The following is a 23,248-nucleotide window of genomic DNA, read 5'->3' on the forward strand; positions in this document are numbered from 1 at the left end:
CGAGCTTCTGCGGATCATCGATCAGGGGACGCCGCCAGCATCGCCGCCCATAACGTCCTGATTGCTCCCAACTCCTGAGGTATCCCATGCGCATCGCCGTCGGTGGCATTCATATCGAATGCAGCACATACAATCCCGTCCTGAACGAGGAGAAGGATTTTCGCGTGCTGCGCGGCGCGGCGCTGCTGGAAGCGCCGTATTTCGCCTTCCTCAGGGATTACGATGCCGAGTTCCTGCCGACGATCCATGCGCGCGCCATTGCCGGCGGCCCGGTTTCGCGCGCCACCTACGAGGCCTTCAAGGGCGAATTCCTCGAGCGATTGAAGCCGTTGCTGCCGCTTGACGGTCTCTATCTCGCCATGCATGGCGCCATGTATGTCGAAGGCATGGAGGATGCCGAAGGCGACTGGATCAGTGCGGCGCGCGCGCTGGTCGGCGAGGATTGCACGGTTTCGGCCAGCTATGACCTGCACGGCAACGTCACGCAGCGCATCATCGATGCGCTCGACATCTATTCCACCTATCGCACTGCGCCGCATATCGATGTCGAGGAGACGATGCGCCGCTCGGTCTTTATGCTGGTCAAGAGCCTGAAAACCGGCGAGAGGCCGATCGTTCTCTGGGCGCCGATCCCGGTGGTGCTGCCCGGCGAGCGCACCAGCACCGTCGATGAGCCGGCAAAGAGCCTCTATGATATGCTGCCTGGGATCGATGCGATCGACGGCGTCTGGGATGCATCGCTGATGGTCGGTTATGTCTGGGCCGATGAACCGCGCGCCACCGCCGCTGCCATCATGACTGGCACCGACCGCACCGTGCTGGAGCGCGAGGCCAAACGCCTCGCCAAGGCCTATTGGGATGTGCGCGAAGACTTCGTCTTCGGCTGCGAGACCGGCTCGCTCGAGGAATGCGTCGCGAGAGCAATCGCAAGCGCGACCGCCCCCGTGGTGCTGGCCGAATCCGGCGACAACCCCACAGGTGGCGGTGTCGGGGACCGGGCCGACGTGCTGGCCGAACTGATCGCCAGAGGCGCCACCGGCGTCGTCTTCGCCGGCATTGCCGACAAGGCGGCAACCGAGGCCTGTTATGCCGCCGGCATCGGCGCGGAACTGGAACTCAGCGTCGGCGCCTCGCTCGACACCAAGGGCAGCAAACCGGTTGCCGCCCGCTTCACGGTCAAATTCCTGCACGAAACATCGGATGCCGCCGACCGTCAGGCGGTGGTTTCGGTCAGTGGCATCGATCTTGTGCTTTCCGCCAAGCGCCGGCCCTATCACAACATCGTCGATTTCACCCGGCTCGGCCTCGACCCGCATCTGGCGCGCATCATCGTCGTCAAATCGGGCTATCTCTCGCCGGAACTGGCGCCGATCGCCAATCCGAACCTGATGGCGCTATCGACCGGTGTCGTCGACCAGTTCGTCGAGCGCCTGCCGCGGCTGCGCAAGCAGCACCCGACCTACCCGTTCGACAAGGATTTTGCCTTCGAGCCGCAGGTCTTCATCTCCGCACGCTCAGCGCAGGCCTGAAGTTCGCCTGAACCAATTGCGTTTTTCTGGATGATATTGTCGATCGCGGCACCGCCCTGTCGCCACGAGCGACTGTTTTTCCGTATCGCGGCAATGGCCGTGTTTGAGCAAAAAATGGGCATACTTCGATTTGCACAAAAAAGCGCTTGACGGTCGGGGCGATTTGGTTTGCACTGAACCAATAGAAAATTGGTACGGACCATTTAGCGAATGCCGATGGATGAGACGCAGGGCAATTCGAATTATGCGCTGGAGAAGCTGCGGGCCCTCCTGCAGTCCGACAGTCTCGACGCCGACGGCAAGCTGCCGACCGAGCGCGCCCTTTCGGAAATGCTTGGCGTCGGCCGTCGCGCCGTCCGCCGCGCCCTCGAAGTGCTGGAGGCCGAGGGCCGCATCTGGCGCCGCCAGGGCTCCGGCACCTATGCCGGCCCGCGCCCCGACGGCTGGAGCGATCATGTCGGCTCCATCGTCGCCGGCACCGATCTCATGGAAGTCATGGAAGTGCGCCTGCGCATCGAGCCGCAGCTCGCCCAGCTTGCCGCCATGCGCGCCAAGGCCGCCGATATCGAGCGCATGTATGATCTGGTGAAGAAGATCTACGAAAGCACCGATGCCGACGGGCGCGAACTCTGGGACGGGGCGCTGCACCGCCAGATTGCCCAATGCGCCGGCAACGGTTTCTTCCTCACCATCTTCGACGTCATCAACCGGGTGCGGCAGGACGAGGCCTGGCAGACGATCCGCGAGCGCGCCCGCAGCGCCAGCCGGACGCGGTCCGTCACCTTCGGCCAGCACACGGCGATCGTCGATGCCATCGCCGCCCATGATCCTGCCAGGGCGGGCGAAGCCATGCGCCAGCATCTGCTGACGCTGCAGGAAAGCCTCATCCGCATCACCTCGCTCGATCACAGCGAAACGGAGGTCGACAAGACCCTCGCCTGAACAGGGAGGTGAGCAGAGAAAAAAGCAGAGCGGGCCATAACCGCCGGTTGGAAGCAAAAACCAAGCAAAATAGAACAGAGGAGAATGGAATGAAGATCGCCAAATTGCTGACCGCCACCGTTGCCGGCGCCCTGTTTGCGCTTCCTGCCTTCGCCGTCGACCTGAAGATCGGCCTGCAGGACGATGCCGACGTGCTCGATCCCGCGCAGTCGCGCACCTTCGTCGGCCGCATCGTCTATACTGCGATGTGCGACAAGCTGGTCGACGTCTCACCGGACCTGAAGATCGTGCCGCAGCTTGCCACCGAATGGAGCTGGTCGGCCGACGGCAAAGAACTCACCATGAAGCTGCGCCAAGGCGTCAAGTTCCATGACGAGACCCCGTTCAACGCCGAAGCCGTCGTCGCAACCATCGAGCGCAACATCACCCTGCCGGAATCACGCCGCAAGAGCGAGCTGAGTTCGGTCGCAAAGGTCGAGGCGACAAGCGAATACGAGGTCAAGTTCACCCTCAAGGCGCCTGACGTCACCCTTCTTGCCCAGCTTTCCGACCGCGCCGGCATGATCGTCTCGCCGAAGGCCGCCAAAGAACTCGGCGCCAAGTTTGGTGATCATCCGGTCTGCGCCGGACCGTTCAAGTTCGTCGAGCGCGTCCAGCAGGACCGCATCGTGCTCGAAAAGTTCCAGGACTACTGGAACAAGGACAAGATCTTCATCGACAAGCTCACCTATCTGCCGATCCCGGATACGACGGTGCGCCTCGCCAATCTGCGGTCCGGCGATCTCGACATGATCGAGCGCCTGGCGGCGACCGACGCTGAAGCCGTGAAGGCGGATTCGAGCCTGGTCTATGCCGACGCCGTCGGCACCGGCTACATGGCGCTCTATACCAATATCGGCAATGGTGCGCGTGCCGACAATCCTTTCGGCAAGGACAAGCGCCTGCGCCAGGCCTTCTCGCTGGCGATCGACCGCGATGCCGTCAACCAGATCGTCTATGAAGGCACGGCGGTTGCCGGCAACCAGCCCTTCCCGCCAAGCAGCCCGTGGTTCGACAAGGATATTCCCGTCCCTGCCCGCGATCTCGACAAGGCCAAGGCCCTGATCAAGGAAGCCGGCTTCGACCGCGTGCCGATCGAGCTGCAGATCCCGAACAATCCGGTTGCCATGCAGATGATGCAGATCATCCAGTCGATGGTCGGCGAAGCCGGCTTCGACGTCAGCCTGAAATCGACGGAATTCGCCACGCTGCTGAGTGAGCAGACGGCCGGCAACTATCAGCTCAGCCGTTCCGACTGGTCCGGTCGTGTCGATCCCGATGGCAACATCCATCAGTTCATCACCTGCAAGGGCGGCATCAACGACACGAAATACTGCAATCCCGAGGTGGACAAGCTGCTGAACGAAGCCCGTGCCTCGACCGACGATGCCGTGCGCAAGCAGAAGTATGATGCCGCCGCCGTCATCCTGAACGACGATCTGCCGATCATCTATCTCGGTCATCAGTCCTGGATCTGGGCACTGCACAAGAACATCACCGGCTTCACTCCCTCGCCGGATGGCATGATCCGCCTCGTCGGCGTCAAGAAAGCCGGCTGACCAGAAGCAAATCATGCGGCGGAAACCCTCCGTCGCATGATCCCAGTCGTGTCAGGATCGCCCATGTACACTTACATCACCAAACGGCTCTTGGTCGCCATACCGACGCTTTTGATCATTTCGATCTTCGTCTTCTCGCTGCAGAAGCTGCTGCCCGGCGATCCGATCCTCGCCATGGCCGGTGAGGAACGCGACCCGCAGGTTCTCGAATTCCTGCGCGAGAAATACCGGCTGAACGATCCCGTGCCCTATCAATATGTCCATTGGCTGGGTGCGGCCCTTCAGGGCGATCTTGGCATCTCGCTGCGCACCAACCAGCCGGTTCTGCAGCTCGTCGGCGAAAAGCTGCCGGTCACCATCCAGCTCGCCATCATGTCGATGATCTTCGCCTTTGCGATCGGCGTGCCGATGGGCATCCTGGCGGCCGTCAAGAAGAACACGATGATCGACTATATCGCCAACATCATCGCGCTGACCGGTCTGTCGATCCCGAATTTCTGGCTCGGCATCATGCTGATCCTGCTGGTTTCGGTCAACCTCGGATGGCTGCCGGCATCCGGCTACGAACCCTTCTTCAGCAATCCGCTGCGTTCGCTGGAAACCATGCTGATGCCCTCCTTCGTGCTCGGCAACGCGCTGGCCGCGACCCTGATGCGGCACACTCGCTCGGCAATGCTCAGTGTGCTCAGCGCCGATTACATCCGCACCGCCCGCGCCAAGGGCCTGCCGGAAAGCACCGTCGTGCTCGAACACAGTTTTCGCAATGCGGTGCTGCCGATCGTGACGTTGACCGCCCTGCTTTTCGGCGAACTGCTCGCCGGCGCCGTGCTGACCGAGCAGATCTTCACCATTCCGGGTTTTGGAAAGCTCATCGTCGACGCCGTCTTCAACCGCGACTACGCCGTCGTCCAGGGCGTCGTGATCTGCACCGCGATCGGCTTCATTCTGATGAACCTCCTGGCCGACATTCTCTATGTCCTGCTCAATCCGCGCATGAGGGCCGCCCTATGACCGCGATCGGAGAGACGGGCATTCCGGCCGCGATCGACCGCACGCCGAGTCGCGCCTGGCGCAAGCTGAAGGCCAACAAGGGCGCCCTCGTCGGCCTTGTTATCATCGCCTTTTTCGCGATCCTCGCGGTTGCCGCCCCCCTCCTTCCAATTCCCGATCCGAACGCCACAAGCTGGTCGGCGATCCGCAAGGCCCCGTCCGCCGCCCATTGGCTCGGCACCGACGACATCGGCCGCGACATTCTTTCCCGGATGATCTGGGGCGCGCAGGCCTCGCTGATGGCAGGCGTCTTCTCGGTGGCAATCGCCGTTATCATCGGCGTGCCCTTCGGCCTTGTCTCCGGTTATTTCGGCGGCTGGATCGACATGGTGATCTCCCGCATCACCGAAGCCTTTCTCGCCATGCCGTTCCTCATCACCGCGATCGCGCTTGCAGCCTTTCTCGGTCCGAGCCTGACCAATGCGATGATCGCCATCGGCCTTTCGGCCATGCCCGTCTTCGTGCGGCTGACGCGCGGCCAGGTGCTCTCGGTCAAGACCGAGGAATATGTCGAGGGCGCCCGCTCGATCGGCCTCCGGTCCTCGAGCATCATCACCCGCTATATCCTGCCGAACGTCTTTGCACCGATCCTCGTGCAGGCGACGTTGACCGTCGCCACCGCGATCATCGCCGAGGCGAGCCTCTCCTTCCTCGGCCTTGGACAGCAGCCGCCGGCCCCGAGCTGGGGCTCGATGCTGAATGTCGCCAAGAACTTCCTCTCCCAAGCGCCATGGATGGCGATGTGGCCGGGTGCCGCGATCTTCCTCGTCGTCATCGGTTTCAATCTTTTAGGCGATGGCCTGCGCGATGCGCTCGATCCGCGCGAAGCATGATTTCTTGAAAGGACATTTGACATGACCGCATTCACGACCCGTCCAGAAATCCTCGGCACCTTCGGCGTCGTCACCTCCACGCACTGGATCGCCTCGGCGGTCGGCATGAGCATTCTCGAAAAGGGCGGCAATGCCTTCGACGCGGCGGTGGCGACGGGCTTCGTGCTGCAGATCGTCGAGCCGCACCTTTGCGGTCCGGGCGGCGACCTGCCAGCGGTGATCTATTCGACGAGGAAGGACAAGGTCGAGGTCATCTGCGCGCAAGGCCCCGCACCCGCCGGCGCAACGATCGAACACTATACGGCGGAAGGCCTGAGCCTGATCCCCGGCGACGGGCTGCTTGCATCAGTCATCCCCGGCTCCTTCGATGGCTGGATGCTGATGCTGCGCGACTACGGCTCGATGAGCGTGCGCGATGTGCTGGAACCGGCGATCTATTACGCCGAGCGCGGTCATCCGATGCTGCCGCGCGTCTCCGCCACCATCAAGGGGCTCGCCGCCTTCTTCGAGAAGGAATGGCCGACCTCCTACGAGACCTGGTTGCCGAATGGCAGCGTCCCCGAAGCGCATGCGAATTTCAGGAATCCGGTGCTTGCCGAAACCTGGAAGCGCGTCATCGCCGAGGCCGAGGCGAAAAGCGGGCGGGAAGCGCAGGTCGAGGCGGCCCGCGACGCCTTCTATCGCGGCTTCGTCGCCGAGAAGATCGACGACTACCTCAAAACCGCCGAGGTGATGGATGCGAGCGGCAACCGCCACAAGGGCGTGCTGACCGCGACCGACATGGCAAGCTGGTCGGCGACGATCGAGGAGCCGCTGACCTATGATTATCATGGCTGGACGATCGCCAAGATCGGTCCCTGGGGCCAGGGTCCGGTCTTCCTGCAGACCCTGTCGATCCTCAAAGGCTTCGATCTCGCCGCGATGAACCCCACCGGCGCCGATTTCGTCCATACCGTCGTCGAGGCGATGAAGCTCGCTTTCGCCGATCGCGAAGTCTATTACGGCGATCCTGATTTCTCGGAAATCCCCGTCGCGCACCTGCTGTCGGAGACCTATGCCGCCGAGCGCCGCAAGCTGGTCGGCGCAGACGCCTCCTTCGATCTTCGCCCCGGCATCGTGCCTGGCTTCGAGGCGCAGCATGATCTGACGATGACGATGCTCGGCGCGGATTCCAAGACCGGCGCCGTCTACGAGCCGACCATGGCGCATCTTTCCGAGAAACGCGGCGACACCGTGCATATCGACGTGATCGATCGCGACGGCAACATGGTCTCCGTCACGCCATCCGGCGGCTGGCTGCAATCCTCGCCGACCGTGCCCGGCCTCGGCTTCTGCCTCAATTCCCGCGCCCAGATGTTCTGGCTGAAACCGGGCCTGCCGACCTCGCTTGCCCCCGGCAAACGGCCGCGCACGACGCTGACGCCGTCGCTCGGCCTTTATGAGGGCCGCCCGATGCTGGCCTTCGGCACACCCGGCGGCGACCAGCAGGACCAGTGGCAGCTCTCCTTCTTTCTGCGCTACGCCCATCACAAGCTGAACCTGCAGGCGGCGATCGACCAGCCGCTGTTCCACACCTCGCATTTTCCAGGCTCCTTTTATCCGCGCACCCGCGAACCCGGCAGCCTGATGGCGGAAGCGAATTTCGGCCCCGACGTCCTTGATGCCCTGCGCCGCAAGGGCCACAAGCTGACGGTCGCCGATGTCTGGACGATCGGCCGGCTGACTGCCGCAAGACGCGATGCCGATGGGCTGTTGCGTGCCGCAGCCACCCCGCGCCTGATGCAGGCCTATGCGGTCGGGAGATAGACATGACCTGGTCCATCGTCGCCCGTGACCCTTTGACCGGTCATCTCGGCATTGCCGTCGCGACCCGCTTCTTCGCCGTCGGCGCTCTCGTGCCGCATATTCGCGGCGGCATCGGCGCCGTTGCGACCCAGGCCTTTGTCAGCCCGCTTTACGGCGTCGACGGCCTGTCGCTGCTTGCCGCCGGCAGGGCGCCCGAGGAAATCATCGCCGAACTGACCGGGCGTGACGCCGGCCGTAATCAGCGGCAGTTGCACCTCATCGATGCGAAGGGACGCAACGCCGCCTTCACCGGCGCCGCATGCATCGACTGGGCGGGACATCTGATCGATGAAAACGTCTCGGTTGCCGGCAACATGCTCGCGGGACCTGACGTCGTCACCAAAACGCTTGCCACCTACAACAAGGCGCTGGACAAGCCCTTGGCCGAACGCCTGCTCTTGGCGATGCAGGCAGGCGAAGATGCCGGCGGCGACAAGCGCGGCAGGCAGTCCGCCGCCCTCGTCATCCACCGCGATCAGGATTATCCGTGGCTGAGTATCCGCGCCGACGATCATCCCGATCCGCTCGGCGAACTTGTCCGCCTCCATGCAGTGGCCAGTGAACGCTACCTGCATGTCGCGGAGACAATGGCGACGCGGCAAAATCCGAACGGCATGACCGACAGGCGCGAGATCGATGAAAAGATCGCGACGCTGGAAGCGGCCCGCATCGCGGCAGGCAGGCCCTCCGCCTCCTTCGCCACGCCTTTGAAGACGTAACCCAGAGAAAACCAAGGGAACGACATGAGTGATGTTTCTTCAGCACCCGCCTCTCCTGTTCTCTCCGTCCGGAACCTGACGACCTCCTTCCTCGTCGATGGTGACTGGAAGCCGGTGGTGCGTGATGTCTCCTTCGATGTCATGCCAGGCGAGACGGTGGCAATCGTCGGCGAAAGCGGCTCGGGCAAGAGCGTCACCTCCCTTTCGATCATGCGGTTGCTTGCCAAGGGATCGAGCCGCATCGATGGCGCCGTCACCTTGAACGGCAAGGATGTACTCGCCCTTTCGGAAAAGGAGATGCGCCGGGTGCGCGGCAACGACGCCGCCATGATCTTCCAGGAGCCGATGACGTCCCTCAACCCGATCTTCACCATCGGCCGCCAGATCTCCGAAGCGCTCACCTGCCATGGCGAGATCGGCAAGGCGGAGGCGCGGGCCGAAACCGTCCGCCTGCTGGAAAAGGTCCGCATCCCCAACGCCGCCGCGCGCTTCGACGAATTTCCGCACCAGTTCTCAGGCGGCATGCGCCAGCGGGTGATGATCGCCATGGCGCTCGCCAGCCGGCCGAAATTGCTGATCGCCGACGAGCCGACGACGGCGCTCGATGTGACGATCCAGGGCCAGATCCTCGATCTGATCAAGATGCTGCAGGAAGAAGAGGGCATGTCCGTGCTCTTCATCACCCACGACATGGGTGTCGTCGCCGAAATCGCTGACCGCACCATCGTCATGTATCGCGGCGAGTCGGTGGAAACCGGCACGACCGACGATATCTTCCATCGCGGCCGGCATCCCTATACCCGCGCTTTGCTCTCGGCCGTGCCACGCCTCGGCTCGATGGCCGACCGGAAGTGGCCGCTGCGTTTTCCCGTCGTCGACACCACGACCGGCGAACGCCGCGAGCCGATCGAGGTGGCCGATACCGTCGACCGCCGCCGGACGCCGATCCTTGAAGTCAAGAACCTCGTTACCCGTTTCGATATCCGCGGCGGGCTGCTCGGCCGCAAGACGGGCGCGATCCACGCGGTCGAGGACGTCTCCTTCGATCTCTTCCAGGGCGAGACATTATCGCTCGTCGGCGAATCCGGCTGCGGCAAATCGACCACCGGTCGCTCGATCACCCGCCTCGTCCAGCCGAACGGCGGCAGTGTCAGCCTCGACGGCTATGACGTGCTGAGCCTTGACGCGGTCAGCCTCAGACGGATGCGCCGCAGCATCCAGATGATCTTTCAGGACCCCTTCGCCAGCCTCAATCCGCGCATGACCGTCGGCGCCGCCGTCGCCGAACCAATTACCGAACACCGCCTCGGCACAGGTGCCCAGGCCCGCGACAAGGCGGCCGATCTTCTCGAACGCGTCGGGCTTAAACCTGACATGATGAAACGCTATCCACACGAATTCTCCGGCGGTCAGCGCCAGCGCATCTGCATCGCCCGAGCGCTCGCGCTCGATCCGAAGGTCATCGTCGCCGACGAAAGCGTTTCGGCCCTCGATGTCTCGATCAAGGCACAGGTCTGCAATCTGCTGATGGACCTGCAGCAAAGCCTCAACCTCGCTTTCCTGTTCATTTCCCACGATATGGCGGTGGTCGAACGTGTCAGTCATCGGGTCGCGGTGATGTATCTCGGCGAAATCGTCGAGATCGGCCCGCGCGCGGAATTGTTCAGCAACCCGCAGCACGCCTACACGAAGAAGCTGATGGCAGCCGTCCCCGTGCCCGACCCCTCACGTCGCGGCATCAAGCGCAACCTCGGAACCGACGAGCTCAACAGTCCCGTTCGCCCGGTTGGCTACGTCGCGCCGCCACGCCAATATCGGGAAGTGACGGCAGGCCATCTGGTTCGGATCGATGAAGCCGCGTGAGCGTGCAAAACCCACTCTTTAAGCATCTGAAAAACAAGTATTGCGGGAAAATAACCAGCGCCGGTGGCGCGCGGGCCACCCTTTTTGCTGCACTGCTTATATGACTTTTGCTAGATATTATTTCATCGATAATTCTTAACGACCGATTCCACCGATTTGTGTTCTCTTATCCCTACGAATCAAAAAGGTTTGATTTGCCCGGGGACGGCCACCATGTTGAAGCATGGGGCGATGCAACAGTTGGGTAGGAGCCTATGCTGCAACGGATCGAAGACATTGATGCAGCGCTCGTCGACAGGCTGCAGCATTCGGCGTTCAAGTACTTCCTGAAATATTCCAATCCCGAAAACGGCCTGGTGGCAGACACCTCGATCGGCGGCGTGCCGGCGAGCATCGCGGCCGTCGGCTTTGCGCTGTCCTCCTATCCCGTCGGTGTCGAGCGTTGCTGGATCAGCCGCGAGGAAGCAGCCGAGCGCACGGTCAATACGCTGCGTTTCTTCGCCGAGGCGCGCCAGGGCGAGGAGCGCCACGCGACCGGTCACCGCGGCTTCTTCTACCACTTCCTGCATATGGATACCGGCCATCGCGCCTGGAACAGCGAACTTTCGACCATCGATACCGCCCTGCTTGTCGCCGGCATCCTCACGGCTGCGCAATATTTCGATCGCGAAGACGACGAAACGGAGACTGAAATCCGTGAACTCGCGACCTTCATCTATGAGCGCGTCGACTGGCGCTGGGCGCTGAACAAGGGCGACACGATTGCCATGGGTTGGAAGCCCTCTTCCGGCTTCCTGCGCTGGCGCTATCACGGTTTCGACGAGGCGATCATCCTCTACACGCTGGCGCTTGCCTCGCCGACGCATCCCATCCCGCAATCAAGCTACGACGCCTTCACGTCAAGCTATTCCTGGATGCTGCATGGCGAGCAGTCCTATCTCTATGCCGGGCCGCTCTTCATCCACCTCTTCTCGCACGCCTGGATCGATTTCCGCACCATTCAGGACAAGCCGATGGCGGAGCGGAACTGGGACTATTTCCGCAACACGCAGGTGATGATCAACGTCCAGCGTGACTATGCCGAGCGCAATCCCGGCCAGTTCGTCGGCTATAACAGGAATATCTGGGGATTCTCCGCCTGTGACGGTCCGCCGCCGACACGGCGCATGCGCGGCGGTCGCCAGCCGAAGGTTCTGGGTTATGCCGCGCGCGGCGCTCCGCTCGGCCCGGATGACGGCACGATCGCACCCTGGGCAGCCCTTGCCTGCCTGCCCTACGACAAGCAGGCCGCTCTCGACGGCACCAAGGCGCTTCTGACCACCTATCCGAACCTGCTCTTGGAAGGCGGCTTTCCCGGCGGCTTCAATCCCACGGTCAAGACCAAGCGCCCGGAAGGCTGGGTCGACGACCGCACCGTCGGCATTGATCAAGGTCTTGTCGTCATGACCGTCGAGAACGAGCGCTCCGACTTCATCTGGAAGCTGATGCGGCAATCGCCGGTCATCCGCCTCGGGCTCGAGCGCGCCGGCTTTACCGGCGGCTGGCTCGAAGGCATCGAGCCGGCAGATGTAGTGCGCAAGTTCGGCTAGCGCATAAGCCCGGAAATCGAAATGGATTTCCGGAAAGAACGACACGAAAACGAAAAATGATAGAGCCCGTGTGTTCAATAGGACGTGCGGGCTCTTAGAGCAATTCCAGGAAAAGTGCGAAGCGGTTTTCCGTCCGGAATTGCGTAAAAACAAAAGGATAGAGCGGTTCTGCGCTTCAGTTAAAAGCTGAACCGCTCTAGTTCAGTTCTCGAAGACATGCGCCTTGCCGGCGATATCGAGGCGAACGAGATCGCCTCGCGCCGGAAGCGCAACGCTCGAAGTCTTGATCAGGATCGGCGGCAGCGCAACGCCGTCGAGCGAAACGGCAACGGTGCAGACGGCGCCGCCGAATTCCACCTCGACTACACGCCCGCCATAGTCGCGATCGCTCTCATCGGCAACGACGCGGATCTGCTCGGGCCGCAGCATGATCTCCGCCTTGCCTTGACGACTGCCCTCGACGGCCACGCGGCCAAGGGCGCAGTCTGCCAGGCCGTTGCGGATGATGGCGGGAAGCAGCACGGCATCGCCGAGGAACAGCGCCGTCTCACGGTCGCGCGGATGCAGATACAATGATTGCGGCGATCCGGCCTGGATCAGCCGTCCCTCCCTGAGCACCGCCACCTGATCGGCAAAGGTCAGCGCCTCTTCCTGGTCATGCGTAACGAGAATGGTCGTAATGCCGGCCGCCTGCAGCACGCGCGCCACCGCCTTGCGCATGTTTTCCCGCAGGCCGGTATCGAGTGCCGAGAAAGGTTCGTCGAGCAGCATCAGCCGCGGCTTGCGGCCAAGCGCGCGGGCGAGCGCCACACGCTGCTGCTGCCCGCCGGAAAGCTGATGCGGGCGCCGCGCCAGCATCCCGCGGTCGAGTTCGACCATGTCGAGCAGCTCGAGGATGCGTTTCTCACGATCGGCCGCGCCGCGTTCGAACCCGAAGCCGATATTCTCGGCAACGCTTAAGTGCGGAAACAGCGCGCCGTCCTGCGAGACGATGCCGATGCCGCGCTTGTGCGCCGGCACCGCCGCCGGACCGTCCGCAAGCAGGTCGCCATCCAGCGTCACCCGGCCGACATCGGGTTGCTCGAAACCGGCAATGATGCGCAGCAGCGTCGTCTTGCCGGAGCCGGACGGGCCGACGACGGCGGTGCGGCTGCCCGCCGAGACGTCGAGCGAAATATCCTTCAGCGCCTGGACGGGACCGTAGCGCTTGCTGATGTTCTCGATCGTAAGCAGCGTCATTGGCCGGCAGTCCGTTTCGATTGAGTATAGAGCATAAGGGTGAGCGGCAGCGACAGCACGACCATCATGAAGGCGTAAGGAGCAGCCGAGACATAATCGATCTCGCTGGTCAACGACCAGAATTTCGTCGCCAGCGTATCGACGCCGTTGGGTGACAGCATCAGTGTCGCCGTCAGTTCATTGGTGATGCCGAGTGCAGCCAGCGCGACGCTGGCGGCCGCTCCCGGTGCCGCAAGGCGCATGGTGATCTGCCGCACCGCCTGGCCCGGGGTGCGGCCGAGGCCCATCGCAGCGCGTTCCAGCTCCACCGGCGCCTGAGCGATGCTGGCGCGCAGCCCGACCATGGCGCGCGGCAGGAAAAGCAACACATAGGCGACGAGCAGCGTTGCGAAGGTTTGATAGAGCGGCAGCACGAGGCGCACGGTGATCGTCACCAGCGCCAGCGCCACGACGACGCCCGGCAGCGAGCCAACATAATAATGGCAGGCCTCGAGCACGCGCTGGAGGCGGCCGGGTGCCCGCACCGAAAGCCAGGCCATCGGCGCTGCGGCGATCGTCGCCAGCACGCCGCCGACAATGGCAAGTACGATCGTCTGCAGAAAAGCGCTGCCGACGTCGATGCGCCAGATATCGGTGCCGCCGAGATAGAGCCAGCGGCCAAGCGTCACCAGCGGCACGCCGAGCGTCAGTATTGCGAGGATGACAGGCAGCAAGACGGCCGGCACCACGAACCAGCCAAGCCGGCGGCGGTCCGCCGGACGCGGCGAGCCGGAGCCGACGCGGGCGTAACGTTCGTTGCCGCGCACCAGCACCTCGAAGCCGAGCAGAAAAAGACAGCAGGCGACAAGCACGCCGCCGAGCATGTTGGACGCCGGGCTGTTGTAGGAAGACTGGAACTGGTCGACGATCGCCGTCGCGAAAGTGTCGAACCGGATCATGACGAACAGGCCGTATTCCGAAAGCAGATGCAACGCGATCAGCAGCGAGCCGCCGCAGATGGCAAGCCTCAGCTGCGGCAGCACGGCGCGGAAGAAGACCCGCCAGGGATTGAGGCCCAGCGAGGCCGCGGCATCTTCGATGGCCGGATCGAGACGGCGCAATGCGGCGGCGACCGGCAGGTAGAGGAACGGATAATAGGCGAGCACCGAGACGAAAACGCCGCTCTGCAGGCCGCGCATGCCGGGAATGAGGCTGACCCAGGCATAGCTGTGGACGAAGGCGGGCACGGCGAGCGGAGCGATCGCCAGCCAGGCCCAGAGCCGCGCCAAAGGAATGTCCGTCCGTTCGGTCAGCCAGGCGAGCGTCACCGCAAGCGCGATCGACAGCGGGATGGTGATCGATTCCAGGAGAATCGTATTGACGAGGAGTTCGCCGACTCGCGGCCGGAAGACCAGGGCCTTCACCGTTTCCCAGCCGACATCATAGGTGACCCAGCCGATGAAGCCGAGCGGCACAAGACTGAAGATCGCGACCACGGTTGCAAGCAGGATCACGGAAGCGTGCGGCATGCGTCCGCGCGGCAACACCATGCGCGCGGCCCTTAGCGCGACCGGCGCCTCGTTGCCGGATGCGAGCAATCTGTTGTCCTGCAGCAAGGCCGATGCCTTTACACGCTGAAAAAGGAAGGCAACCGCCTTTGAAGGACGGTTGCCGGATATCGTCATGCCCTAAGGTTTTCTTGAGCCAAAAGCAACAGTTTTGGCCGAGGCAAGCCTGCGGCAGAAAAGTTAGATCAGGCCGGCGGCGGTCATCAGCTCCACGACCTTCTTGCTGTCGAGGGTGGAAGCTTCGACCTTCGGAGCATTGAGGTCGGCAAGTGGAGTGAGCTTGTCGTTAGAGGGCGCATCCTTGCCGATGGCATATTCATAAGAGGTGCCGTCCTTGAGAATTGCCTGGCCAGCCTTGCTGGTGAGGAACTTCAGGAAAGCCTGGGCTTCCTTCATGTGCTGCGTGGACTTCAGGACGCCACCGCCCGAAACGCTGACGAAAGCGCCCGGATCCTGGTTCTTGAAATAGTGCATGCCGACATTCTTGCTGTTCTCGCCGGTTTTGGCCTGATCGCCGAACCAGTAATAATGATAGATGACCGCACCTTCGACTTCGCCGGCGTTGACAGCCTTCATGGCGACGCTGTTGCCCTTATAGGGCGTGGCGTTTTCCTTGAGACCCTTCAGCCAGTCGGCGGTCGACTGCTCGCCCTTCAACTGCAGCAGGGCAGCAACGATGGCCTGGAAGTCGGCGCCGGCGGGTGCCGCACCCCAACGGCCCTTCCAGGCCGGATCTGCGAGGTCGAGCAACGACTTCGGCAGCTTGTCTTCGGTGAGCTTCGTCTTGTCGTAGGCAAAGACCGTGGTGCGGGCGGCAATGCCGGTCCACATGCCGTCAGCCGGGCGATACTGCTCCGGAACCTGATCCAGCGTTTCCTTTTCGATGGGGGCAAACAGGCCCGCGCCATCGACCAGCGTCATTGCCGGCGAATTCTCGGTCAGGAATACGTCCGCCGGCGAGGCATCGCCTTCCTGGATGATCTGGTTGGCGAATTGCATGTCGCTGCCCTGGCGCATGGTGACCTTGATGCCGGTCTCCTTGGTGAAGGCATCGATCCATTCGCGGCCGAGGCTTTCGTGCTGCGCATTGTAAACAACGAGACCTTCGTCCTGCGCATTGGCGCTGCCTGCAAGCGCGGTGGCGGAGAGAAGCGAAGCGGCGAGCGCGAGGGAAAAGCGGTTAAGAGCAATGTTCATGATGGCCTCCGTAGCAATGTCACCCGAGCTCTCCAAGGGCGATGAGAGGCGTATATTTTTCCTGACTGCCAATTTCAAGTTTCGCTTGGCCGGAAAAGTCATCACAATATCTTGACTAAATATTTCATATTACAGGGGAATAAATCTCGATTTGGCCAAAAAGGCGGCACTCCCCGAGCGCCGCCCCTTCTTTGCAGCCGGCTTATTCGACGTCGAACTTGACGCCCTGCGCCAGCGGCAGCGTTCTGCCGTAGTTGATGGTGTTGGTGGAGCGGCGCATATAGGCCTTCCAGGCATCCGAGCCGGATTCACGGCCGCCGCCGGTTTCCTTCTCGCCGCCGAAGGCGCCGCCGATCTCGGCACCGGATGGCCCGAGATTGACGTTGGCGATGCCGCAATCCGAACCGCGGGCCGAGACGAAGGTTTCGGCCTCGCGCATGTCGTTGGTGAAGATCGACGACGACAGTCCCTGCGGCACGGCATTGTGCAGCGCCAGCACGGCGTCGAAGTCGCTGTATTTCATCACATAGAGGATCGGCGCGAAAGTCTCGTGCTCGACCGGTCCGGTCTGATCCGGCATTTCGACAAGCGCCGGGCGAACGTAGAAGGCGTCAGCCGAGCCATTGTCGACGCGTTCGCCGCCGGTCACCTTGCCGCCGGCCGATTTGGCCTCACCCAGCGCTGCCTGCATCTTCTCGAAAGCCTGGCCGTCGATCAGCGGTCCGACCAGCGTACCGCTTTCCAACGGATTGCCGATGGTGACGGAGCCATAGGCATTCTGCAGACGCGGCACCAGCTGGTCGTAGACGCTGTCATGGACGAAGAGACGGCGCAGCGTCGTGCAGCGCTGTCCGGCCGTGCCCATGGCGGAGAACGCGACGCCGCGCAGCGTCAGGTCGAGGTCGGCCGACGGGCAGACGATCGCCGCGTTGTTGCCGCCGAGTTCGAGAATGGCGCGGGCAAAACGCTGCGACAGGCGCGGACCGACGGCGCGGCCCATGGCCGTCGAGCCGGTGGCGGAAACCAGCGGGATCTTCGGATGATCGACCAGCACTTCGCCGACCTCGCGGCCGCCGATGATCAGCGTCGACAGATTGGCCGGTGCGGTACCGCCCTCGGCGACGAAACGCTTCAGCGCCTTTTCGAACAGTGCCTGTACGGCAAGCGCCGTCAACGGCGTCTTTTCCGAAGGCTTCCAGACGGTGGAATTGCCGCAGACCATCGCCAGCGCGGCATTCCACGACCAGACGGCAACCGGGAAGTTGAAGGCCGAGATGATGCCGATCACCCCGAGCGGATGCCAGCTTTCCATCATCCGGTGCTCGGAGCGTTCGGTGGCGATCGTCAGGCCGTAGAGCTGACGGGAAAGGCCGACCGCGAAATCGCAGATGTCGATCATCTCCTGCACTTCGCCCAGACCTTCCGAAGTGATCTTGCCGACCTCGATCGAAACGAGACGGCCGAGCGCCGCCTTGGAGGCGCGCAGTTCCTCGCCGAGCAGGCGGACCAGTTCGCCGCGCTTCGGCGCCGGCACGGCACGCCATTCGAGGAAGGCCTGGTGCGCCGCTTCGATCGCCGCCTTCGTTTCGGAAACGGAATGTTCCCTGAGTTTGCCGATTTCCTTGCCGGTGACCGGCGAGGTGACGGAAAGCGTGCCGCCGTGATAGCGGCCGGCATCGACGCCGAGTTCGGCAAGCAGCTTGGCGGTTTCGGTGGCGAGATCGAGGACGGCGATGGTCATTGTCGTGTTTCCAATCTTATAATTCTCAGAAGCGGGCATCGGCGAAATGGGCGACCTGAGCGCCGGCTTCGTACCATATTTCCTTGAGTGCACGAAAGCTCGGCTCGGTGGGCGACGTCAGCGGCAGCGGCAGATCGGCTTCCGGAAGCCGGCCGAGGATATGCTCCGCCAGCGTACGGCCGAAGACCGTACCGGGGGCAATGCCGCGGCCATTGTAGCCCGAAAAGCCGATGACACCAGGCGCGAATTTGTGGAAGCGCGGCAGCGCATTGTCGGTCATGCCGATCTGGCCATACCATTCACACTCGAATTCGACATCACCGATAATGGGGAAGAGCCGCTTCAATGCGCGCTTGGCCCAGCCCTTGTGTACGGCAAGTCCGGTATTGCGTAGCGCCCCGACACTGCCGAAAACGAGGCGGCCGGCCTGGTCCATGCGGAAGGAGGAGAGGATTTCCTTGGTATCCCATGCGCCTTCCCGCCCGGGCAGGATCGACTGGCGCAGATTATGGCCGAGCGGCACGGTGGCGAAATTGAAATAGGGCAGATGCACCTGTTCGTTGCGCACCTGCTCCCATGGGCCGGTGCTGTAGGCATCGGTCGCGACGATGATCCATTCGGCGCTGACTTCGCCGCTTGCCGTCTTCACGGTCCAGCTTCTGCCATTGCGTTCCGTTGAAACGACCGGGCTGGACGTATGAACGGCGACGCCAGCCTTGACGGCGGCATGGGCAAGGCCGCGTGCATAGGCAAGCGGCTGCAGGGTACCGGCGCGTTTGTCGAGCAGCGAACCGGTATAGGCATCGCTGCCGATGCGTTTGGCCGTTTCCGCCGCATCGAGCAGCGTCACGGCTGCGCCGCGGGCGGCCCATTGCGCGGCGCGATTCTCGATCTCCTTCAGCCCGTTTGCGCCGACCGCGCAATGCAGCGTGCCATTGCGTTCGAGTTCGCAGGCAATCTGATGCTTGTCGATCAACTCCATGACGAGCTTCGGCGCGTTGCCGAGCAGATCGAGCAGACGTTCGCCATGCACCGGACCGAGCACGCCGGGCAAATCGTTGGGCATCACCCACATGCCGGCATTGATCAGGCCGACATTGCGCCCGGCGCCGCCGAAACCGATCTCCTTCGCCTCCAGCAGCACCACCCTCGATCCGGCTTCGGCAAGATGCAGGGCGGAAGAGAGGCCGGTGTAGCCGCCGCCGACGATTACGACATCGGCCGATACGGCGCCTTCGAGCGACGAGGTCGCCGGCGGTTCGGGTGCGGTCTTTTCCCAAAGTCCGTGGGAGCGCGGATCATTCAGCATGGCTCAGTCCGATCGGATCGAAATCGCGCTACTTTATTGCATAAAACCAAGACTTGAAGCGGCCCTTTCAGGCAACGGTCTTCAGCAGCAAGCCGGCGAGACCGAGCGCCTCCATCGCTGCATCCAGCGATGCCGCCTGACGTTCGGCATAAAGCGCCAGCTCGTCCTGAACGGTCGCACCTAGGGCCGCCTCGAAGGCGTCGCGGTTCGAGCGGGTTGCGTAGTTCTGCTGTTGATCGGTGCCGAGGTTAGACTGGAAGATCCCGGCTGCGCTGACGGGCAGGAAGTCTTCATAGACGATCGGGGCAAAGGCGAGATAACCCTTGACGATCAGCGCCTCCGGATCATTCGGCAGCGTGCCGCCGGCCGCGGCGGCAATGCCCGCAGGCGTCGCGGAATAGCGGAAGAAGGCCAGACCTTGCCCGCGCAACTCGTCCCAGCTGTCCGGCAGCGCCTTGAAACGCTCGGCAAGTTCATGGTCGTAGGCACCGGCCTTGGCGCCACCGGCGCCCACCTGCACCTCGCCGCGAACCGAGGCGAGCAGCCGGTCGTAGAGCGCCCGGCCCTTCGCCGTCAGCGCCACGCCGCGCTGTTCGATCTCGCCGAAGCGCGCGGTATGCGTTCCTCGAACCGCGCCGTCGTCATCACCGGAAAAGGCGATCGTTTCTTCGAGCGCCTTGAAGCTCGTCTGCCGCAGCAGGATATCGCAATTGCGGCGCGGCGGCCCTTCGATGACGGCCTTCGGCGTGATGCCGCGCTCCGGCATGCGGGCCTGGACCGCGTCGATATCAAGCGTGCGCGGCGTCAGGTGGTTGATATGCGGTCCCTTGAAGCTGACGACGTCGGCGATCAGCCGATGGGCGTCATGCAGCCGCTTGTAGGTTTCGGCGCTGACCGTCGCTTCGCCATGCCAGCGGAAGGTTTCAAGCGCCTCGGCGACGAACTCCGTCGCTTCCGCCTCGGTCAAGCCGCCGTTCTGCTCGTGGCGCTCGATCAGCGCGACGGCGCGCGGCGTATAGATCCGCCGCCGAGCCAGGATGGCGCGGGCTTCGCCACGCAGCTTCTCGTCCTCGATCAGCTCCAATCGCAGCAACGAGGTGAAGACCCGGAATGGATTGACGTTCAGCGCCGCCTCGCCGATCGGCCGGAAGCTGGTGGAATGAACCGGCACGCCGGCGACCGAGAGATCGTAGTAGCCGACCGGCTGCATGCCCATGACCGCAAACAGCCGGCGGATGGTGAAAAGCTCCTCTGCCGTGCCGAGCCGGATGGCGCCGTGGCGCTCGACATCAATGCGCTCCAGCTCGCCGGCTTCAGCCAGGCGCTGGCGCAGATCGGGATCGTTTTCGAGGCAGCCGGCATTCACGTCCGCCACCAGTTCGATCAACGTGCCGTATTGCGGCACCTCGGCCCGGTACATCTGCGACATCGCCTCGGTGAACAGCGATCGGATGCGGTCTGTGGAAACGAAGGCTTGCGGCATCGGGAAACTCCGGATCATTCCGTTTTTGCAGGATGAGTTTCTTTACACGCGTGACAAAGCCGAAAATATCGCTATTTCGGAAATAGCCCATTCTGAAATGGAATGACTATGCTGACATCTCGACGTTTTCTGCCATCGATTTCGCATCTTGCCGCCTTCGAGGCGGTTGCCCGCACCGGCAGCGTGACGGCAGCGGCGCGCGAACTCGATCTGACGCAGAGCGCCGTCAGCCGCCAGGTGAGCGCGCTGGAGGAGCAGCTTGGCGTCGAACTCTTCCTGCGCGAACGCCAGACCATGCGGCTGACGCTTGCCGGCGACGGATATGCCCGCGAAATCCGCGAAGCGCTGCGGCGCATATCGAGCGCATCGCTAAATCTGCGCGCCAATCCGCATGGCGGCACGCTCAATCTCGCCATCCTGCCGACCTTCGGTACGCGTTGGCTGGCGCCGCGCCTCGGGCGCTTCCTCGCCGCCAATCCCGGTGTAACAATCAATCTGGTGACCCGGCTTTCGCCCTTCGATTTCCGCCTCGATTCAATCGACGCCGCCATCCATTTCGGCCATCCGCACTGGCCGGGCGCCGAACTCGTCTTCCTGATGTCCGAGCACACGGTGCCGGCCTGCAGCCCTGATTTTCTGGAGCGATACGCAATCAAGACGCCGGAGGATCTGCTTGCCGTTCCGCTTCTGCATTTGACGACGCGCCCCGACGCCTGGGAGCAATGGTTTGCCGGCAACGGCGTTTCCTTCGAAACCGTCCACGGCATGCTCTTCGACCAATTCGCCACCGCCGCGCAGGCGGCGATCGCCGGCCTCGGCATCGCCCTGCTGCCGACATTCCTGATGCAGGAGGAGGTCAGGCGCGGCGATCTCGTCGCCGCTGTCGACCGTGAAATGGAAAGCCGCGAGCGCTATTATCTCGCCTTTCCCAGAGAGCGCGCCGACTATGCGCCGCTTGCGGCCTTTCGCGACTGGATCGTCGCGGAAGCCGCCGCCAATCCGGCTGCGTGACGAACGGCTTGCATCGGCATGGCGCTTTCGACCATTATGCCGGCCAAACAACTTTGCAGGAAATCTCCATGAAGCCGATCTTCGTCCAGCTCCAATGCGCACCCGGCAAGACCTATGATGTCGCCGACGCCATCTACCAGACCGAACTGGTCTCGGAGCTCTATTCCACAAGCGGCGACTACGACCTGCTGCTGAAGGTCTATATCGAGGAAGGCCAGGATATCGGCAAGTTCATCAACGACAACATCGCCAATATTCCAGGCATCGTCCGCTCGCTGACGACGCTGACCTTCAAGGCCTTCTAAAGCAATTCCAGCAAAAGTGTGTAGCGGTTTTCCCCGGCAAAGCGCGAAGCGGTTTTGCCGGGAATTGCGAAACCAGAAGAGACAGAGCGTTTCCGTGATTCGAAGAAAAACGGAAATGCTTCCCCTTAGCCGCGGTTAACCTTTTTGACGAAGAATACGTTTCGCTGGGTGCGGCTTAAACCGCGCCTTAACGCGGGGCATGTCTGGTCGTTGCGACAAGAAGCCTGCGTCAGCGCAGGCCGGCCCGCGCAGCGATAGGTGGAACATGTCGATCATCGAGGCAGATATCGTGCGGACAACGCCGCAATCGGACACTGCTCCGCTGATCGTCCATGTCGTGCGCCAGTTCCTGCCCAATCGCGGCGGCCTGGAAGACGTGGTTGCCAATCTCGGCCGCCAGACCGTGCGCCGCGGTTATCGCGTCCGCGTCGTCACGCTCGATTCGCTGTTCACCGCGCCTGAGGACAAGCTGCCGCCTCGCGAAAATATCGACGGCATCGAGGTGGTGCGCATTCCCTGGTCGGGCAGCAGCCGTTATCCGCTGGCACCTCAGGTTTTCCGCCATCTCGGCGATGCCGATCTCGTGCATGTCCATGCCATCGATTTCTTCTTCGACGCGCTTGCCTGGGGCCGGCGGCTGCATGGCAAGCCGATGATCGTCACCACCCATGGCGGCTTCTTCCACACGCGGAAATACGCGGCGATCAAGAAGATCTGGTTCCGGACGCTGACCCGCGCCTCGGCAATGGCCTACCGCCGTGTCGTCTGCTGCAGCGCCTCCGACCTCAAGCAGTTTTCCGAGATCGTGCCCGACAGCCTGCTGATCGAAAACGGCGCCGATATCGGCAAGTTCGCCGACACCGCTTCGCGCCGGCCAAAGCGCCGCATCGTCACGATCGGCCGGTTCTCGGTGAACAAGCGGCTCGACCATCTGCTCGATGCGATGGCCGTGCTCAAGACCCGCGACCCCGAATGGCATCTCGACATCGTCGGAGCCGAATCCGACCTGAACCGGGCGGATGTCGAAGGTGCGATCGAAAGCCGCAGCCTTTCCGGCCGCGTCACCCTGCATGTATCACCCGACAACGGCGCTATCCGGCGCATCATCACCGAGGCCTCGCTCTTCGCCTCCGCCTCGGAATATGAAGGTTTCGGCCTGGTGGCGCTGGAGGCGATGAGCGCCGGCCTCCTGCCGGTGCTGAACGCCAACGATGCCTTTGCGACGCTTGCCGACCGGCATCCTGTTATCGCGCTTGCCGATTTCACCAATGCTCAGACCGCCGCCACGGCGATCGAAACGGCCTATGAAGACCTTTCACGCCGCCCGGACGCCGTGCGCGCCGGGCTTCTCGACGCCGCGCGCGGCTATTCCTGGGATATCGTCGCCGGACGTTACATCGATCTCTACAGATCGCTGGATATCGTCGCCGCAGAAAACATCTGAGCTG

At 62.9% G+C, this 23,248-nt stretch carries 18 protein-coding genes; 12 read left to right on the forward strand and 6 right to left on the reverse strand.

Translation table 11 applies throughout. The features are described 5' to 3' along the window. Positions 1 to 86: 86 nt before the first annotated feature. From FHT79_RS26715 to FHT79_RS26755, 9 genes are all read left to right on the forward strand, one after another. Positions 87 to 1,529: a M81 family metallopeptidase gene (locus FHT79_RS26715; RefSeq protein ID WP_028757767.1), complete on the forward strand. Its 1,443-nt coding sequence runs from the start codon at positions 87 to 89 to the stop codon at positions 1,527 to 1,529. A 210-nt stretch (positions 1,530 to 1,739) separates the two neighbouring features. Further along, positions 1,740 to 2,471: a FadR/GntR family transcriptional regulator gene (locus FHT79_RS26720; protein ID WP_047615671.1), complete on the forward strand. Its 732-nt coding sequence runs from the start codon at positions 1,740 to 1,742 to the stop codon at positions 2,469 to 2,471. A gap of 89 nt (positions 2,472 to 2,560) precedes the next feature. Further along, positions 2,561 to 4,069, forward strand: a complete 1,509-nt coding sequence (locus FHT79_RS26725) for an ABC transporter substrate-binding protein (protein ID WP_028757765.1) — start codon at positions 2,561 to 2,563, stop codon at positions 4,067 to 4,069. Positions 4,070 to 4,132: 63 nt separating this feature from the next. Then, positions 4,133 to 5,080, forward strand: coding sequence for an ABC transporter permease (locus FHT79_RS26730; RefSeq protein WP_028757764.1), 948 nt, complete (start codon positions 4,133 to 4,135; stop codon positions 5,078 to 5,080). Next, positions 5,077 to 5,952: an ABC transporter permease gene (locus FHT79_RS26735; RefSeq protein ID WP_028757763.1), complete on the forward strand. Its 876-nt coding sequence runs from the start codon at positions 5,077 to 5,079 to the stop codon at positions 5,950 to 5,952. The genes FHT79_RS26730 and FHT79_RS26735 overlap by 4 nt, the downstream gene beginning before the upstream one ends. Before the next feature lie 21 nt (positions 5,953 to 5,973). Then, positions 5,974 to 7,758 carry a gamma-glutamyltransferase family protein gene (locus FHT79_RS26740; RefSeq protein ID WP_028757762.1) on the forward strand — a complete coding sequence of 595 codons (1,785 nt, stop codon included), beginning with the start codon at positions 5,974 to 5,976 and terminating at the stop codon, positions 7,756 to 7,758. Positions 7,759 to 7,760: 2 nt separating this feature from the next. After that, a complete protein-coding gene (locus FHT79_RS26745; RefSeq protein WP_028757761.1) occupies positions 7,761 to 8,516 on the forward strand; it encodes a DUF1028 domain-containing protein in 756 nt (251 codons plus the stop codon). Between the two features lie 24 nt (positions 8,517 to 8,540). Beyond that, entirely contained in the window at positions 8,541 to 10,379 is a 1,839-nt protein-coding gene (locus tag FHT79_RS26750) for an ABC transporter ATP-binding protein (protein ID WP_028757760.1), read from the forward strand. A 254-nt stretch (positions 10,380 to 10,633) separates the two neighbouring features. Then, entirely contained in the window at positions 10,634 to 11,968 is a 1,335-nt protein-coding gene (locus FHT79_RS26755; RefSeq protein WP_028757759.1) for a glucoamylase family protein, read from the forward strand. A 201-nt stretch (positions 11,969 to 12,169) separates the two neighbouring features. Here FHT79_RS26755 and FHT79_RS26760 read toward each other — a convergent pair whose 3' ends face one another. From FHT79_RS26760 to FHT79_RS26785, 6 genes are all read right to left on the reverse strand, one after another. Further along, positions 12,170 to 13,207: an ABC transporter ATP-binding protein gene (locus FHT79_RS26760; RefSeq protein ID WP_028757758.1), complete on the reverse strand. Its 1,038-nt coding sequence runs from the start codon at positions 13,205 to 13,207 to the stop codon at positions 12,170 to 12,172. Next, positions 13,204 to 14,871: an iron ABC transporter permease gene (locus FHT79_RS26765; protein WP_028757757.1), complete on the reverse strand. Its 1,668-nt coding sequence runs from the start codon at positions 14,869 to 14,871 to the stop codon at positions 13,204 to 13,206. Before FHT79_RS26765 ends, FHT79_RS26760 begins: the two co-directional genes overlap by 4 nt. 63 nt (positions 14,872 to 14,934) lie before the next feature. Continuing rightward, entirely contained in the window at positions 14,935 to 15,951 is a 1,017-nt protein-coding gene (locus FHT79_RS26770) for an iron ABC transporter substrate-binding protein (protein WP_028757756.1), read from the reverse strand. A gap of 202 nt (positions 15,952 to 16,153) precedes the next feature. Continuing rightward, the gene (locus FHT79_RS26775; protein ID WP_183904488.1) at positions 16,154 to 17,692 is read right to left on the reverse strand and encodes an aldehyde dehydrogenase family protein; all 1,539 of its coding nucleotides are present in this window, start codon (positions 17,690 to 17,692) and stop codon (positions 16,154 to 16,156) included. Between the two features lie 25 nt (positions 17,693 to 17,717). Next, positions 17,718 to 19,001, reverse strand: a complete 1,284-nt coding sequence (locus FHT79_RS26780) for an FAD-binding oxidoreductase (protein ID WP_028757754.1) — start codon at positions 18,999 to 19,001, stop codon at positions 17,718 to 17,720. 67 nt (positions 19,002 to 19,068) lie between these two features. After that, on the reverse strand, positions 19,069 to 20,502 hold the full coding sequence (locus tag FHT79_RS26785) for a VOC family protein (protein WP_028757753.1): 1,434 nt from the start codon (positions 20,500 to 20,502) through the stop codon (positions 19,069 to 19,071). An 84-nt stretch (positions 20,503 to 20,586) separates the two neighbouring features. Here FHT79_RS26785 and FHT79_RS26790 point away from each other — a divergent pair, with 84 nt between their 5' ends. The 3 genes from FHT79_RS26790 to FHT79_RS26800 all read left to right on the forward strand — a co-directional run bounded on the left by FHT79_RS26790 (position 20,587) and on the right by FHT79_RS26800 (position 23,244). Then, entirely contained in the window at positions 20,587 to 21,495 is a 909-nt protein-coding gene (locus FHT79_RS26790) for a LysR family transcriptional regulator (RefSeq protein WP_028757752.1), read from the forward strand. 68 nt (positions 21,496 to 21,563) lie between these two features. Further along, positions 21,564 to 21,800, forward strand: a complete 237-nt coding sequence (locus FHT79_RS26795; RefSeq protein WP_003543721.1) for an Lrp/AsnC ligand binding domain-containing protein — start codon at positions 21,564 to 21,566, stop codon at positions 21,798 to 21,800. 265 nt (positions 21,801 to 22,065) lie between these two features. Then, complete coding sequence (locus tag FHT79_RS26800) at positions 22,066 to 23,244, forward strand: glycosyltransferase family 4 protein (RefSeq protein WP_028757751.1); 1,179 nt, start codon at positions 22,066 to 22,068, stop codon at positions 23,242 to 23,244. The last annotated feature ends 4 nt before the right edge of the window (positions 23,245 to 23,248 follow it).

The sequence above is a fragment of the Rhizobium sp. BK212 genome (genome assembly GCF_014197475.1).
In the GTDB taxonomy this organism is placed as follows: Bacteria; Pseudomonadota; Alphaproteobacteria; order Rhizobiales; family Rhizobiaceae; genus Rhizobium; species Rhizobium anhuiense.